General features: G+C 71.5%; 13 protein-coding genes and 2 pseudogenes. 4 read left to right on the forward strand and 11 right to left on the reverse strand.

Going from position 1 to position 13,358, the window contains the following annotated elements:
- Window positions 1-23 precede the first annotated feature (23 nt).
- The 9 genes and pseudogenes from ACWDCZ_RS19240 to ACWDCZ_RS19280 form a co-directional block, all read right to left on the reverse strand.
- Window positions 24-512 carry a hypothetical protein gene (locus tag ACWDCZ_RS19240; protein ID WP_449816471.1) on the reverse strand — a complete coding sequence of 163 codons (489 nt, stop codon included), beginning with the start codon at window positions 510-512 and terminating at the stop codon, window positions 24-26.
- A gap of 149 nt (window positions 513-661) precedes the next feature.
- Window positions 662-817: a hypothetical protein gene (locus tag ACWDCZ_RS19245; protein ID WP_449816485.1), complete on the reverse strand. Its 156-nt coding sequence runs from the start codon at window positions 815-817 to the stop codon at window positions 662-664.
- 70 nt (window positions 818-887) lie between these two features.
- Window positions 888-962, reverse strand: a pseudogene (locus ACWDCZ_RS19250) (hypothetical protein); the annotation flags it as partial.
- Between the two features lie 119 nt (window positions 963-1,081).
- A pseudogene (locus ACWDCZ_RS19255) lies at window positions 1,082-1,258 on the reverse strand (hypothetical protein); the annotation flags it as partial.
- A gap of 175 nt (window positions 1,259-1,433) precedes the next feature.
- Window positions 1,434-1,838: a DUF6009 family protein gene (locus ACWDCZ_RS19260; protein WP_331768794.1), complete on the reverse strand. Its 405-nt coding sequence runs from the start codon at window positions 1,836-1,838 to the stop codon at window positions 1,434-1,436.
- Window positions 1,835-3,469 (reverse strand): phage/plasmid primase, P4 family, encoded by a 1,635-nt coding sequence (locus ACWDCZ_RS19265; RefSeq protein WP_449816472.1) that lies wholly within the window; start codon window positions 3,467-3,469, stop codon window positions 1,835-1,837. Before ACWDCZ_RS19265 ends, ACWDCZ_RS19260 begins: the two co-directional genes overlap by 4 nt.
- Window positions 3,466-4,569 carry a bifunctional DNA primase/polymerase gene (locus tag ACWDCZ_RS19270; protein WP_449816473.1) on the reverse strand — a complete coding sequence of 368 codons (1,104 nt, stop codon included), beginning with the start codon at window positions 4,567-4,569 and terminating at the stop codon, window positions 3,466-3,468. Before ACWDCZ_RS19270 ends, ACWDCZ_RS19265 begins: the two co-directional genes overlap by 4 nt.
- 552 nt (window positions 4,570-5,121) lie before the next feature.
- The gene (locus ACWDCZ_RS19275) at window positions 5,122-6,888 is read right to left on the reverse strand and encodes a hypothetical protein (protein ID WP_449816474.1); all 1,767 of its coding nucleotides are present in this window, start codon (window positions 6,886-6,888) and stop codon (window positions 5,122-5,124) included.
- Window positions 6,889-7,201: 313 nt separating this feature from the next.
- Window positions 7,202-8,149 carry a ScbA/BarX family gamma-butyrolactone biosynthesis protein gene (locus ACWDCZ_RS19280; RefSeq protein WP_449816475.1) on the reverse strand — a complete coding sequence of 316 codons (948 nt, stop codon included), beginning with the start codon at window positions 8,147-8,149 and terminating at the stop codon, window positions 7,202-7,204.
- 106 nt (window positions 8,150-8,255) lie between these two features.
- On the opposite strand from ACWDCZ_RS19280, the gene ACWDCZ_RS19285 reads away from it, so the two are divergent.
- Both ACWDCZ_RS19285 and ACWDCZ_RS19290 read left to right on the forward strand, forming a co-directional pair.
- Complete coding sequence (locus tag ACWDCZ_RS19285) at window positions 8,256-8,885, forward strand: ScbR family autoregulator-binding transcription factor (RefSeq protein ID WP_375875783.1); 630 nt, start codon at window positions 8,256-8,258, stop codon at window positions 8,883-8,885.
- The gene (locus ACWDCZ_RS19290; RefSeq protein ID WP_449816476.1) at window positions 8,870-9,853 is read left to right on the forward strand and encodes an NAD-dependent epimerase/dehydratase family protein; all 984 of its coding nucleotides are present in this window, start codon (window positions 8,870-8,872) and stop codon (window positions 9,851-9,853) included. The genes ACWDCZ_RS19285 and ACWDCZ_RS19290 overlap by 16 nt, the downstream gene beginning before the upstream one ends.
- 31 nt (window positions 9,854-9,884) lie before the next feature.
- On the opposite strand, the gene ACWDCZ_RS19295 is transcribed toward ACWDCZ_RS19290, so the two are convergent.
- Complete coding sequence (locus ACWDCZ_RS19295) at window positions 9,885-10,454, reverse strand: TetR family transcriptional regulator (protein ID WP_387736786.1); 570 nt, start codon at window positions 10,452-10,454, stop codon at window positions 9,885-9,887.
- A gap of 276 nt (window positions 10,455-10,730) precedes the next feature.
- Between ACWDCZ_RS19295 and ACWDCZ_RS19300 the strand changes: the two genes are divergently transcribed.
- Window positions 10,731-11,909, forward strand: coding sequence for an IS701 family transposase (locus ACWDCZ_RS19300; protein ID WP_449816477.1), 1,179 nt, complete (start codon window positions 10,731-10,733; stop codon window positions 11,907-11,909).
- Between the two features lie 204 nt (window positions 11,910-12,113).
- Complete coding sequence (locus ACWDCZ_RS19305) at window positions 12,114-12,839, forward strand: AfsR/SARP family transcriptional regulator (RefSeq protein ID WP_375875779.1); 726 nt, start codon at window positions 12,114-12,116, stop codon at window positions 12,837-12,839.
- Window positions 12,840-12,846: 7 nt separating this feature from the next.
- Here ACWDCZ_RS19305 and ACWDCZ_RS19310 read toward each other — a convergent pair whose 3' ends face one another.
- Window positions 12,847-13,152: a hypothetical protein gene (locus tag ACWDCZ_RS19310; protein ID WP_375875778.1), complete on the reverse strand. Its 306-nt coding sequence runs from the start codon at window positions 13,150-13,152 to the stop codon at window positions 12,847-12,849.
- Window positions 13,153-13,358 lie beyond the last annotated feature (206 nt).

Raw genomic sequence — 13,358 nt, forward strand, 5'->3', positions numbered from 1 at the left:
TGGGAATCGGCCCGAACGAGGCCCTACACACGGCGCGCCGGCAGACCCTCTCGGGCTCGCCAGAAGTCTGCGTCGCGAGGGTCGGCCAGCCAGGCCGTCATGCGCTCGGCGCAGGCTTCGAAGGCCTGGGGCAGCGAGATCTCGTCACCGACGGCGAGGGCGAGGACGTCGGCGTCATGAGTGCCGTGGTCGGTCTCGCACCAGCAGCCCACGTTGACCGAGGCGCTCACCTCGTGCTGGCCCTGGTCCGTCCAGCCCACCTGAAGCTGGAACTCCGGCGAGTCGCTTCCACTCACCGGCTGGACAACGCACAGAAGGAGGATCACGCAGGCCCGGGACTGCGGGCCTGCGAAGACCGCATGGTCCGGTTTCCACTCCCACGTCGCGGCGGCGGCCTCGGACCGAGCCGCGCCGACGCTGCGGGCCGCGCGCCGCAGTGATCCGACGTCGGCGGCGGACAGCCGGGGGAACAGCGTGCTCAGGGGGACTTCGTCGAAGGTGCCTCGGCTCATGGACATGAGCTGATCATCAGCTCGCTCCGGCAGGAGAACAAGGGCTCTCCGCCCTCAGCCCCGCAGGAGGCATGCGCCCTGACACATCACGCGGCTGAGCACGTTCATCTGTACCGTCCGAGTGCTTGAACGAGTACGTCGGCGCCTGGTCAGCTGGTGGCGGTGAACAGGCCGTTGAGCTCCGGGTAGTCGATGGTCCGCCGGAGGGAGTCGTAGCCGCCGGCGCGGTGCAGGTCGAGTGTCGCCTGCCGTGCGGCGGCGTAGGCGGCCTGTGGCACCCCCGAGCCGAGGCTGACCCGGGCCACGCCCAGGGCCCCCCAGTTCGTCCACGGGCGCGGTGCCCGGCCCCGCCATGATGTTGAGGGGCACCGTCAGACCCGCGGCCAGGTCCCTGATGACGCCAGGGTCCGTGACACCGGGGACGAAGGTCCCGTCCGCGCCGGCGTCCACGTAGCGGCGCGCCCGTCCCAGCGTCTCCCGCAGCCGGGTGGCGGGGGCCCCAGCACCGGGCCCCGGGGGACGCGGTCCCCGTCCGGGGCGCCGAGCGACCAGGCCACCCCGGCGCTGGGGGTGGCGATCGCGGCCGCCCCCGCCGCCTCGATGACACGGGCACTGGCCACGTCCCAGGCGTTCGCGAGTGCGAGCGGGGGTGTGGAGGGAGCGGAAGAGCGCGGACTTGCCGGCGTTGGACATGCGCCCCCAAGGCAACCAGCGGGTGTAGCCGTTGTCCGGCGGGAAACCGACACGAACGTGCGCAAGCCCGGGCCGCATCGGACCGACAGGCTTCGTGGCCACGAGACGCCGTCCGTCCCCGTGAGCAGAGCCGTCGAGTCTCATCCGCCGGGTCTCACTGCGGTTCATGGGAGAGGGGCGGCTCGTCTCCGATCCGCCCCTCTCCCATGAACCGCGTCCCCCGGGCTGTCAGGCCTTCGGAAGCGTTATCCCCAGTTCGAGCATGGCGGGGGAGGCCGGGCCGCCCTCGGAGCGCTCGGTCTTGTAGCCCTTGACGCCCGGGGCGACGGTGCGCGGGTCCACGGCCTCGGAGGGGGCGCCGGTGGTGTAGAGGCCTTCGGGGTCCTGGTCGCGGTCGTGCGGCAGGAGCCAGAAGACGCGCCGGCGGAAGGTGCCGGAGGCGCGCGAGGACTTGGCGTCGGGGCCGAGGATCGCGTAGCCGACCATGCGGCCGTCGCGGTGGTAGGCCGGGCGGCCGCGGCGGGTGGTGAGGCGGTCCAGCGACTGACGGACGTAGTCGAGGTCGGAGGTGTCCTCCAGCCAGACGAGGTCGGTTTCGTGGGCGAGCTCGGCCGGGTCGATCAGCGCGCTCACGCGTGGTGCTCCTCTGTGTCGTCGGTGATCAGGCCGATGCCCGGGTAGTACTTGCGGCTGTTGGACAGGACCATCTCCTTGGGAGATGTCATACCCAGTGTCTCCCGAACTCGTGCGGCGAAGGCACGCCCGGATACGGGATTGGCCCCCTCGAAGCCGCACCAACGGGTGTAGGCGCCGAAGAGCTGGGACTGTTCGGCCCGCATGCCCTCGCCTGTGACGCACGCCTCCTTGAGGAAGCGGCCCACGTGGTCCTCGGTCTCGGCGTAGGCCGTGGTCGCGGTCTGGACGGCCTGGGGGCCGGCGAGGTCCTTCTCCCCGGCGAAGTAGCGGCGGGCGCCCTCGATGAGCCAGGCCAGGATCCCGGGCCCCTCCTCGGCGACGAGGACGTGGGCCAGGTTGTCGATCTTGCGCTCCTCGGGCACGACCCGCTCGAACGGGATCAGGCGCATGCGCCGCCAGAAGGCGAAGCCGCCGGTGCCGACCTCGGGGCGGTGGTTGCCGAGCAGCCAGAGCTTGTGGGTGGGCTCGAAGGAGAAGAAGTCCTGGCGCATCCGGCGGGCCTTGATCTTGTCCCCGCCGGTGAGCAGCTTGACCCGGGCCTCGTCGAAGCGGTCGCCGGGCTTGAGCTCGGAGCAGACGATGATCCGGCGGCCGTGGAGCTCGGCGAGGTCGGTGGGGTGGCCGTCGAAGGTCTTGGCCATGAGGAAGCCGGGCGGGGCCGCGTCGGCGTAGTCGCCGAGGAGCTGGATCATGACGTCGAGCAGGACGGACTTGCCGTTCTTGCCCTGGCCGTAGAGGAAGGGCATGACCTGGGCGCCGACGTCGCCGCTGATGGAGTAGCCGAGCAGCAGGTGGAGGAAGTCGCGGGTCTGGCGGCCTTCCTTGTCGTCGCCGAAGGTGTCGGTGAGGAAGCGGTCCCAGCGGGGGGTGGGCATCCGGGCGGGGGCCAGGGTGGTGGAGCGGGAGTGGTGGTGGACCTTCGGGTCGGGCGGCACGATGGCGCCGGTGCGCAGGTCGACCACGCCGCTCGGGGTGCACAGGGCGTACGCGTCGGCGTCCAGGAGAGCTGCGTTGAGGACCATCCCCGGGGCGGACTTGGCCTGGGCGAGCATGGCGTTCATACCCGAGGTGGACAGGGCGCGGCGGCGGTGCCGACGCAGGTCGGTGTTGGTGTAGACGCCGCGGGGGTCGTGGGTGGCGATGCTCTCGGCCATCTCGCCGGCGGCCCACAGGACGGTGTCGTCCTCGTCGAGCTGCCAGCGGTGGGCGGCCCAGCGGTACCAGCCGAGTCCTGGGACGTGGCGGTAGTCGCGTCCGTAGAGGTGGACGAAGAGCTTGGCGTTGCCGCGGTCCGACAGGGAGTCCGGCAGGAGGCCCTGCGGGCTCGCCTGTGGGCCTGCGGGGGCGGAGGTGGACCGAATGACCGGTGAGGCCGTCGAGGGGCCCTGGACGGCCTGAACAGGCGTCTGCTGGGCCGCCACGGGGGCAGGTTCCTCCAAGAGGCTCTCCTGCACGGCGGTGCCGTGCCAGGGGGCCTGCGAGGGACCCGGGACCGGCGGGTACTCCAGGATCTGCTGCGCTGCGGCCACGGGGTCGAAGACCGTCCTCTTACGGGTGCTGTCGCTCATCCGCGCGCCTTCCCGATGTGCAGGGGCTGCCGGGCTCCGGCGGCGAGGCCGGAGCGGATGACGGCGGAGCTGTGCCGGTCCTGGGACGGGCGGGCGGTGTGTGCGGCATCGGTGAGCAGCCGCTCGGCGGCCGCGTGGGTGAGGTGCCCGGCGGCGACCAGGCCTCCGGCGGTGAAGGCGGCGCGGTTGAGCTTGCCGGTGAACCCGACCCCTTCGGCCGTGCCCGCGCAGTCGGTGACGTCCTGCAGAACGGTGTCGAGGACCCGATCGGCACCCCGCTTGCCGCCGCCGGCGGCCACGACGGCCTGACGGCCCCGGTGGGGGACGGCCTGCTGGGGGACGCTGTGCGTACCGGGCTGGTCCTTGAGGTGGCCGGTGCGGATGAGTTCCTCGGCGAGCCACCTGGGGAGCGGCGCGGGGACCGTGGCACCGGGCATCGGGGTGTAGACACCGTTGGCGGTCGCCGTGACGGGAGCGACGATGTAGCCGCCGTGGGCACGGACGTCGACCTGCCAGGCGAGGGCCCGGCCGGCGGAGGAGCCCGCGGAGCAGGCGAACCGGTGGTGGGCCTGGTCGCGGTACCAGATGTGCAGGCCCCCGGAGGGGGTTCGCACCCTCAGGGTCGCGGTGTCCCCGGCCGGGTCGGGAGCTCCGCGCAGAGCCGCCAGCAGGGCGAGGGTGTGGTAGCCGTTCTCCAGGCCGTCGAGGTTGACGTGCTCGTGGATCGGGATGCCTGGCAGGATCCGGTCCCGGGAGGGGACAGGGCCCGGGTGGCTGTCGACGTCGATGACGACCAGGCCCGCGGGGCCGCAGGCGACGCCCGTACCGAAGTCCGGGTTGGCTCGCCACCAGGCGGTGATGACGTCCTGGTCGACGGTGGCGGCGTGGAAGCCGTGGCACCAGCGACCCACCCGGGGGCAGATGCACTCGGTGGGGGAGTGCGGGGAGTCCTGGCAGGCCTGACAGTTGGCCGGCGGGGTCTTGCGTCCGGGAGCCAGCGGATGGACGGGCCACCCCTGGGCGGCACACCAGCGAGCGACGGCGAGCGCCTCCGGCTGACGCTCCGCTCGGTCGCTCCCCACGGCCTTCGGCGCCGTCACGCTGGTCCCTTCCCCTTGGTTCGGTAGCTGATCGGTAGCTCGGTAGCTGCCCGGACTTGAGTCGCTGGCTGAGTCGCTGAAGGCAAAAAGCCAGGTCAGAGCACTGGCGGATGCCGGATCAGCGACTGAAGCGACCGAAGTCCAGAAGATAGCTCACACAGACTAGCCGAGCGAGGACATACGAGCCCGAACCGGCGGAGCCCGTGGGAAGACTGAGCGACCGAACCGTTGGCCAGCGACCGAGTCGCTTCGGTCGCTGGTTCCGGTGCTCCGACGTTTCCGCAGGTAGAAGCCATTTTCCAAGCCCATCAGCGACTGAAGCGACTCAAGCCCGGGTCTATAACGCACACACGCACACGGGAATGTCTTTATATACCCGAGCTTGAGTCGCTTCAGTCGCTGATGGGGTGAGTATATGGGTTCTGACCTGGGGTTTTGTCCAGCGACTGAAGCTCAGCGACTGAAAGCGACTGAGCCTCTCCGGACAGAACGGCGGCGTGTCGCGCGTGTCAGGCACGGCTGAAGGTGCCGGGTTCGGTCGCTTGGGTCGCTTCAGTAGCTCCGCCGAGGACGAAGGGGAGCCGGCGGACTGCCCAGGAGTTCCGCTGCCGCGGGTTGCCGAGCCGCCGGCACCGGAACCGGTGAAGCCCCGTGGGCAGCGACCGAGCGACCGAAGCGACTCTGGTACCGACTTGCCGCAGGATCCGGTTCCGGCTGCCCTGCCTCAGTCGAGGAGAACGAGTCGGTACCGGCCCGAGACGTCCTCCGGACCCTGCACCGCCAGCACAGGCCGTCGTTCGCCGCGGGCCGGTCGCAGCGTGCGCTGCCGTCGCCGGTGCAGCGTTCGGCCGGGACTGCCGTGGGGGTGGTGGCCTTCGGGGTGTGCCGGCAACAGCCGCACAGACCTGACGTTCCCACCGGGCGGGGGCGTTCACAGCCGGGACAGCACTGGCCGAGCCTCGGGAGGCGGTCAGCCCCGGTGGGGGCGGTGCCGGCGGGTGCTGAGCGCACCACCGGTGGGCGGGACGCGGCCCGGCGGTCGGTGATGACTTCCCGGCACGTCCGGCACGCAGTACCGGAGGACCACAGCACTCCGGTCTCGCAGTCGGGGTCAGGGCACCCCCAGCGGGGCAGGGCGACGCCCAGCAGCCAGCGGCCGACGTCCCGGATGTCCGATGGCGTCGTGGCGGCCAGGCGGGCCGTCAGGCGGGCTCGAAGCCTCGCGTCGTCGGTACCCGTGCGCAGCTGGCGGCCGACTTCGCGGCCGATGAGCCGTTGGGTGAAGGTGTTGGCCCGGGGCAGGAGCCAGCGGACGGGTTCGAGGGCAGCGTGGACGCGGGGGCTGTAGGTGAGTTCGGGGGCGTTGCTGTCGGGGTGCTCCTCCGCGCGGAGCGCGAGACGCGGGCTCGGCAGTCGAGCCGCCACCGGCTCACCCGGGGGCACCGGTTCCGTGTGCACGGCCAGGCGGCCGTGCACCGACGCATCTACCGGTATCTCGCCTCCGGCGGGTGGGACAAGCGGACGTTCGTCCTCGGGTCGGTCAGTCATAGGGTCTTCTCTGTACGCGAGCGATACGTCATCAACGCGGGGACCCGATCCGTCACCAACAACAGGAGACGCGGGTGTGGCGAAGAGGTCGAACGGGTCGCCGGGGCGGGGTTCCGGTTCGACCGTGGCGAGGGTGAAGAGGTGCCGGCCCTGGGTGCCGGCGCGGCGCTCGACGGTGATCCAGCCGGTGGCCTCCAGGCCGTCGATCACCTTCCCGGCGGCTTCCGTGGTGATCGGGCTGCCCGCGCGGCTGCCCGTGTGGTGGCGCAGGTAGCCGGCGAGCTCGGCCTCGGTCAGGGCGATCTTCAGGGCCACGGCGTAGGCGATGGCGGCGTACGCGCGCAGTTGGCGCGGCGTGAGGTCCTCGCAGGCGGCGACGGGCAGCCAGACGAAGCGCTCCGAGGACGTCATCGGCCGCACCCGGCGCAGGCAGGTGGTGCCCCAGCCGCCGGGCATGGAGCGGCGGGTGTTCTCCGGCAGTTCGATCACGCCGTCGGGCGCGCTGGAGCGGAGCTGGGAGATGCCGCGTTCGACGGTGGACTTCGACAGCCCGAGGTAGGACGCGAGGGTGCGGGCGCCGGCGGTGCAGCCTTCGGGGCGCTGGGCGAGTGCCTTGATCTTGACGTAGACGCTGAGCGCCGCGTCCGCGTAGAACGGGGACTCCACGATGCGGATGGGGACTTTGACCCGTTGCCGGCGCTGTCGCGGGGGCAGCCCGTTCCAGGCGGCGATATCGTGCGACGGCTGGAAATCGCGTGGATTTTGCTTCATTATATTGCCTGTACATGTGGCATGTCCGGCCCGTACGGGAGTTGGATCACTCCAGTCGGGCGGCACGGTCCCTGTGTTCGTGTCATGTGGATGTCTCCGTGTCGGGAGGCAGAAGCCTTCATCGGCTTCGGTTCGGCAGAACCTCGTTGTTGTCCGGGTTGGCGCCCGGACGGGCTCGGCCCACTGAGTTGGCGCTCGGTGGGCGGTTTGATCTCTGGACCGCGTTCCAGGTGCCTGGCAGCGCCTGAAACGCGGTCGTCGGGGCGGCGGCCACCCGTGGCGGGGGCCGCCGCCGCCCCGTTTCTGCGGACTGTCAGGTGAGCGGGGCGGTCGCGACCTTGGCGAAGAACGCGAGACGCTCGTCCTGCCAGGCAGTGACGTTCACACAGCGCCCTTCGCCGGAATGCGGGGCGTTGGAGGTGGTCTTGATCCAGCAGGGGCTGTCGAACTCGACGTAGCGGTGGAACACGGCGTCCATCGAGACGGGGACGGTTCCGTTCCTGCCCGGCTCCAGCGAGTGGAGGGCCTGGCGTGCGGCCTCCAGCAGGACCATGCCGGGGACGTGGTCGACGGGGTGGTCGAACAGCACGGGGTGCGCGGTGTCGACCCTGAGCTGCCACCTGCCGGACTGGTCGGTGGGGGTGAGCACGACGTCCCGGGCCCGGTCGCGGCCGACGATGCTCGGGGTGACGGGCGTGGTGGGGGCTGGCGCGTCGGCGAACATGCGCTCGACGTCACCGCGGCCGGTGCGCAGCCGCTGGTAGAGCGCGGGCGCGTGGTTGCCGAAACGGGTGCTGGCCGTGGCCAGCGGGACGCCGTCGCGAAGGACCTGGAAGTCCATGGTCAGGGCCACCGGGACCGAGCGGCGGTAGCTGATCTCCGAGGCCGTCACGTGGAGTTCGATCTCGGCGGGGGCGTTCGTGACGGACATGGCCAGGGCGCCGGGGCTGAGCTCGTAGGAGAAGTGCGACCAGCTCATCTGGTGTCCGAAGGGGACGCCATAGGCGGTGTGCGTCAGGAGCAGCAGGGTCTGCCGGACCGTCTCGCAGAGCATCAACGGATCGTGCAGTCCGTGCTCCGAGAGGTAGAAGCTGTGGCTGCGCGGCCACTGGGCGGTGACGACGAAGGTGTCCTGGCCGGTGCTGCGCCAGCCGCTGAGGAACACCTCGGAGAACGCGGCACGGTGGACGTACTCGCGGGCCACCGTGGTCGTGAGGACCGGACCTGTGGCCGTGACCGGACGAACGTGTTCGAGCAGCATGATTGCCTCCCCCTAAGCAAACCAAGGCCTCCGGACGGCAATGACCGGGGCCGGATGTAAAATAAAGGGTGTTCGTTATGTTTGTCGACCGAGGGCGGGAGGACTGATGGCGGAACCCAAGCAGGAACGGGCGCTGAGGACGCGGGAGGTGATCCTGCGTTCGGCGGCGGAGGTGTTCGACGAGTGCGGCTTCAGCGGTGCGAGCATCAGCAAGATCATGGATCGCGCCGGCGTGACCCAGGGCGGGATGTACTTCCACTTCAAGTCGAAGCAGGGCCTCGCCCTGGCCGTGATGAACAGCCAGCAGGACCACGTGGAGATCCCGGCGGGGGAGGAGGGGCTGCAGCGGATCATCGACATCACCTTCCACGTCGCCCGGGAGCTGCGGCGCAACGTCGTGTTCCGGGCCGGTGTCCGGCTCGCCGTCGAGCAGGGGGAGATCGGCCTGCAGGACGCGACCCCGTACGAGCAGTGGGTGGACCAGTTCCACGAGCAGCTGCTGGTGGCGCGAGGCCGCGGCGAGCTGCTGCCCGACGTGGACGAGAAGGAGTTCGCCCAGGTGGTCGTGGGCTCCTACAGCGGCACCCAGCTCTTCTCGCAGATCGCGACCGGGCGGGAGGACCTCGCCCACCGCGTGGCCGCGCTGTGGCGCTACCTGCTGCCGGCGGTCGCCACCCCGGAGGCGCATGCGCGCCTTCGGGCCCGGGTGGAGGAGGCCGAGTGGGCCAAGGCGTAACGGCGCGTCGCGTCGTGCTGACCGGTGCCACCGGCTTCGTCGGTTCGGCGGTGCTGCGCGAACTCCGGGGCCGGCGCGCGGGGGACCGGTCGGATGCCGCCGCGTCACGGACGGTCGTCCGGACGGTCGGCAGGCGCCCTGCGGCCGAGGCCGACGGCGAGTGGTTCGCCGCGGACCTGGCGGACCCGGCCTCGCTGCGCGGGGCCTGCGAGGGGGCGGACGTGCTGCTGCACCTGGCCGCGTCGCTGAGCCCGGACGAGTCCGAGTGCGCCGCGGTCAACGTCGCCGGGACCGAGGCGCTGATGGCCGAGGCCGTACGGGCCGGTGTGGGGCGGATCGTGCACCTCTCCACGGCGGCGGTCTACGGGCCGGGGCCGCACCGGGGCGCCGCGATCGGTGAACTCGATCCCGCTCCGGTCTCGGCGGCCAGCCGGACCCGACTCGCCGCCGAGCGGCCCGCGTTGGCGGCCGGGGCGACGGTGCTGCGGCCGGGACTGATCGTGGGCCCGGGGGACCGCTGGGTGGTGGCCGCGCTGGCCGAGCTCGTCGGGCGGGTGCCCGCGCGCTGGGACGGCGGGCGGGGCCTGCTGTCGATGGTCGGCGTGACCGACCTCGCCCGGCTGGTCGCCGACCTCGCCGCCCGGCCCGCCCCAGGGGCCGGCGAGGTGTTCCACGCCAGTCATCCGGTGCCGGTGCGCAACCGGGACCTGATGGCGGTGCTGGCCGGACACGGGGTCCTGCCGGGGGTCGAGCGGGACCTCGGCTGGGCCGAGTGCGTGCGGCGCCTGGAGGAGGTACCCGGGCGCGTGAGCGAGCGTCAGTTCGCGCTGCTGGCAAGCGATCACTGGTACCGGTCCGAGGAGGTGTGGACCACGGCCGGATGCCGGCCGGGCCCGGGCCCCCTGGTCCGGATCGGGGAGGCGGCGCGGTGGTACCGCTCGCACCTGGCGGCGCTCCGGTCTGGCTGATCCCGTCCTCCCGGGTACCCGGGAGGACGCCTCACCGGCCGGGGTCGGAGATCCGCGGCCGGACGAGGCGCCACACCCGCGTCAGCTCGGCGGTGACGGCCTCGGGGGACGCGTCGGGCCCGTCGTCCCGGATCAGGGTCTCGGCGCCCGCGACGAGCATCCGGGCCAGGGCCGTGACGTCGTCGGGCGCCGCGGGAGGGAGCAACTCCACGTTCTCGTGCGCCAGTTCGGCCAGCCGCTTGATCTCGGGAAGCCAGAACGTCGACCAGTTGGGCGAGTCCGACCGCTCGCGTCCCAGCCGCGCCGTCGCCTGGACGAAGACGTCCTTCTCCAGGAGGCGGGACAGTTCGACCGTCAGGTTGGTGAGCAGGTCCAGCGGCGGGGCCGGCAGCGCTGTCACCCGCTCCAGAGTGCCCTGCACCGCGAACCTGCCTCTCTCCTCCACCGCGTCGGCCAGTTCGCCCTTGGTCTTGAAGTGGAACGTCAGCGCTCCCATCGACAGGTCGGCCGCCTGCTTGATCTGCACCAGGGACGTGCCCTCGTAACCGTTGTGGGCGAACCGCGACGCCGCCGCCCGTACAAGGACGTTGCGGGTACGCATCGCCCTCTCCTGCTTCACCATGCTCTCTCCGAGCCCAAGACCGTTAGCCAGTAGCAAGACTGCGCAGCGTACGAGCCTCCCGGCAAGCGCGAGTTGCCGAAGATGCGCCGGGTTCGATGGAAACCCGGCCGGTTCGGCCGACCGCTGCTGCCCGCGGAGGCGCGCTCCACCCGACGATGCGTCAGTACGACAAGGTACCCCCAACAAAAAAAAGAGGGTGTTCGCTATTATTTTGCCGTGCGCGCCAGTCTAGTGCGAGCACGGGGAGGTCATGTCATGCTCACAACCGCACTGTCGGGCTCCGGTGTCTCGGTCCTGGGGTTCGCCGAGAGGATCTTCGACGCGCTGCCGCGCGTGGACCAGCGCCGCTGGGCGCACGTCTACCTGCGCGGCATGCTCGAGACCCCGGGGCGCAAGTCGGTGCGGCGCCTCGCGGCCGGGGCCGAGGACGCGCCCAGGGTGCTCCAGTCGCTGCACCAGTTCATCAACGGCAGCCCCTGGGAATGGGCCCCGGTCCGTGCGGAACTGGCCAGGTGGACGGGGCAGGGCCTTGCCGCCCGGGCGCTGGTGATCGACACCGCCGTGCTCCGCAAGCGGGGCGAGCACTCCTGCGGAGTGCACCGCCGCTTCGTGCCCGCCAGCGGCCGCTCGGTCACCTGCCAGGTCGGCCTCGGGGCCTTCCTGGCAACGCTCGACGAGGCCGTTCCGGTCGACTGGAGACTGCTGCTGCCGTCCTCGTGGACCGAGGACGCCGAGCGCAGGGAGCGCACGAGGATCCCCGACGACGTGGGCCGCTGCTCGGCGGCGCGGCAGGCGCTCGAACTGGTCGACGCGGTGGCGGCAGCCGGGGTCGCTCCCGTGCCGGTGGTGGCCGACTTCAGCGGCGAGGGCGGGGCCGAGGCGCTGGTGCACGGACTCGGGCTGCGCAAGCGGGACTTCGTGGTCGCGGTCCCGGCCGGCCTGCGGGTCACGGTCGGCGGCCGCAGTGGCGTCCAGTCGCAGCGCGCGGGCGCGGTGCAGCCCGCCGTGGCGGAGGTCCGCTCCCTGCCGTTCGGCGGGTGGGCGGACGCGGCGGGGCGCAGCGCCGTGGTCTCCCCGGCCGGGCAGGCCCGCGTGGTGACCGTCCTGGGCGGCACAGTCGGACTGGCCGACGCACCCGGGAGCCCGCGGCAGTACCGGCTCTTCAGCGTCCGCACCCCCGGCTCGCGCGGCCCGGCACGACTCTGGCTGACCAACCTGACCCACGCCCGGCCGGAGAACCTCTGCGACCTGACGCTCCATCACGCGGTGGCGCAGCGCACGACGGCCCGGCTGGAGGCCGACTTCGGGCTGACCGACTTCGAGGGGCGCTCGTTCCCGGGCTGGCACCACCACATGACGATGGTGTCCGCCTCCTACGCCTACCAGCGGCTCGGCCGGGGCGTCGCCGCGCAGGCGCTGGCAGCGGCAGGGTGAGCCGGCGGGTGCGGCCGGGGCCCGGTGACTTCCCGAAGTCGCGGGATGTGCGCCTCCGGGCTCTGAAAACATAGCGAATGTTCTTTATGATTTGAGGGTCGGGCGCACGACCGCCCGGTCAGGATCACGGGTCCACGAGACCCGTCGCTACGGCATGGGGGACGTTGCGTGTCAACGGCAGTGGAATTCCGCATCCTGGGACCAGTGGGCGTCCGCGTCGGCGGGCAGGAGGTCCATCTCGGAGGGACCAAGCCCAAGACGGTGCTCAGCGCGCTGTTGCTGGCGGGGGAGCAGGTCGTCAGCGATGACAGACTGAGCTACGTGCTGTGGCGCGACCGGCCGCCGAGAACCAGCGACGCGCAGATCTACACGTACATTTCGCGGTTGCGGAAGGCCTTCGCCGGACACGCCAACATCGCCCGCCAGGGCCAGGGTTACGCGATGTCCATCGGCGCGGCGATGTTCGACTGGAAGCAGTTCACCCAGCTCTCCGCACAGGGGCGGTCCGCCCTTGCCAACCGCCGGTACCGGCTGGCCTCGCGGTACTTCACCGATGCCCTCGACCTGCAGAGCGGACCGGTGCTCACCGACACCACCGAGTACCTGCTCAGCGAGGAGGCCGCCGCGCTGACGGAGGCGAGGGTGGTGAGCATGGAGGGGCAGATCGAGGCGAACCTGGCCCTGGGACTCTACGAGGACGTGGTGCCCGACCTGTTCCGGCTGGTGGCCAAGTACCCGTTCCGAGAACGGGTGAGGGCGCAGCTGATGCTCGTCCTGCACCGCTGCGGCCGCCAGTCGGAAGCCATCGCCCTCTACCACCAGGGACGCCGGCTCCTGGCCGAGGAACTCGGCGTGGACCCGGGCATCCAACTGCGCGAGGTCTACCAGGGGATCCTGATGGGCCGCCCCGAACTCGGCGACGCGGCCTGATGACCGCCTACCGCCACGAACCGTACGGCCGGCAGACGTGCGCCTGGCAGGCGCAGATGACCGCGGCCGCCACCCACATCGCCGCCAGCGGGCCGGGGCTGTCCACCAGTGCCACGGACAGCCCGGACACGATCGCGACCAGCACGACCATCAGCAGCCAGGACCGGCGGCGGTACCGGCCGAGCCGCCCGGCGACCGCCGCGTCGAGGCTGTCGTCGAGCAGCGCGTCGACCGCCTCCGCGACGCGGTCGTCGATCAGGTCGCCGAACTTGTCGTTGAGATCACCACGCGACGTCTGAGCGGTCGTCATCATCGGCCTGTTTCCCGTTCTCGGCTGGTTGGTCGGTACGTCCACAACTCTGCCGGTCGCGGTCACCGCGGGCAGTCATGGAGACCCACGGGCCCGCGGTGGGTTTTCCCTACCCCATGTCCGTGGGTTGCCCTTGTGCCGCCGACGCGGCCCCCACACCTACTGTTTCCCGGAGTTCAGCAGATGGATGAGCAAGGAGCGTGGGTCGG

Source organism: Kitasatospora sp. NPDC001225, assembly GCF_053597855.1.